The organism is Streptomyces sp. NPDC031274 (genome assembly GCF_055570235.1).
This window is the reverse complement of record NZ_JBVIHP010000341.1, coordinates 1-1,198: the sequence shown is the minus strand read 5'-3', so window position 1 is coordinate 1,198 and position 1,198 is coordinate 1. Positions and strand designations below refer to the sequence as shown.

Sequence of the window (1,198 nt, the reverse complement as noted above, 5' to 3'; positions counted from 1 at the left end):
AGCGGGGGGAACTCCCGCCGGAGCCCGACCCCGCCGCCGCCGGGCGGACCGCCGACCTCATCTTCGACGTGATCGCAGGCGCGGTGGTCCACCGCGCCCTGGTCAGCGCGGAACCGGTCGACGAGGACTGGGCCCGCCGCTTTACGTTGCTCTTGCTGGGGGGGTTGGCGGCGGCTGCGGCCGGTCCTGAGACCCTCACCGGCCTCTGACATCACCCCTGCCGGGCAGCTTGCCTGCGGCTGCGGCTGCGGCTGCGGCTGCGGCTGCGGCTGCGGCTGCGGCTGCGGCTGCGGCTGCGGCTGCGGCTGCGGCTGCGGCTCCAACAGACCCTGGGCCGCCGCTTCGCGGCGGATCTCTCCCGCCCACCCACCCGTTCACCCCGCAGCACACGGCTAGCGCGGACCCACACATCAGCCAATGGCCGCCACACCCTGTCCCGCCGCTCCGCGACGGATTCTCCCCGCCCACCCACCCGTTCACCCCGCAGCACACGGCCAACGCGCACAGCTGGAGTGGATCACCCCTGCAGCCACACCGCCGGGTAATCGGGTGGGCGGGTGGGAAAGACCGCCGCGAAGCGGCGAACTGAAGCCCACAGCGGAGCAGTCGGCCAGAGACGCGCACCACGTGCCCCGGGCAATCGGGCGGGCGGGAGGGAGACGTCCGCCGCGAAGCGGGCGGGAAGCGGGGCTCGTTGCGCGTGCCCCGGGGCAATCGGGGGGGCAGCGTCCGCCGCGGAGCGGGCGGGAAGTGGGGCTCGTTGCGCGTGCCCTCAGCCCGGGAGGCGTCCGCCGGGGAGCGGCGGGGTGGAGGGACGTTCAGGCCGCCCCAGGCGACCGCTCAGACCTGGTAGCGGTCCGCCGCGAAGAGGCGGAGGTTCTCGGCGACCCACTCCGACGTCCGCTTCAGGCCCTCCGACAAGGAGACCTCCGGAGTCCAGCCCGCCCACTCCCTCGCCCGGGAGTTGTCAGAGAGGAGCCGCTGCACCTCGCTGCCCGAGGGGCGCAGGCGGGACGGGTCGACGACCACCTTCGCCTCACGGCCGGACGCCTCGATCAGCGCCTTCGCCAGGTCGCCGATCGAAATCTCCTGGCCCACCCCGAGATTCACCGCGTGGCCCACGGCCGCCTCGCACTCCGCGAGCGCCATGAAGCCCCGCGCGGTGTCCGTCACGTACGTGAAGTCCCGCGTGGGCGTG

Annotated in this window: 1 protein-coding gene and 1 pseudogene; one reads left to right on the top strand and one right to left on the bottom strand. The window is 74.2% G+C overall.

The window, feature by feature from the left end:
* Positions 1-209: pseudogene (locus ACZ5CR_RS46210) on the top strand (TetR family transcriptional regulator); the annotation flags it as partial.
* 631 nt (positions 210-840) lie between these two features.
* Here ACZ5CR_RS46210 and ACZ5CR_RS46205 read toward each other — a convergent pair.
* A partial coding sequence (locus ACZ5CR_RS46205; RefSeq protein WP_468869987.1) for a GDP-mannose 4,6-dehydratase occupies positions 841-1,198 on the bottom strand: 358 nt, incomplete at its 5' end.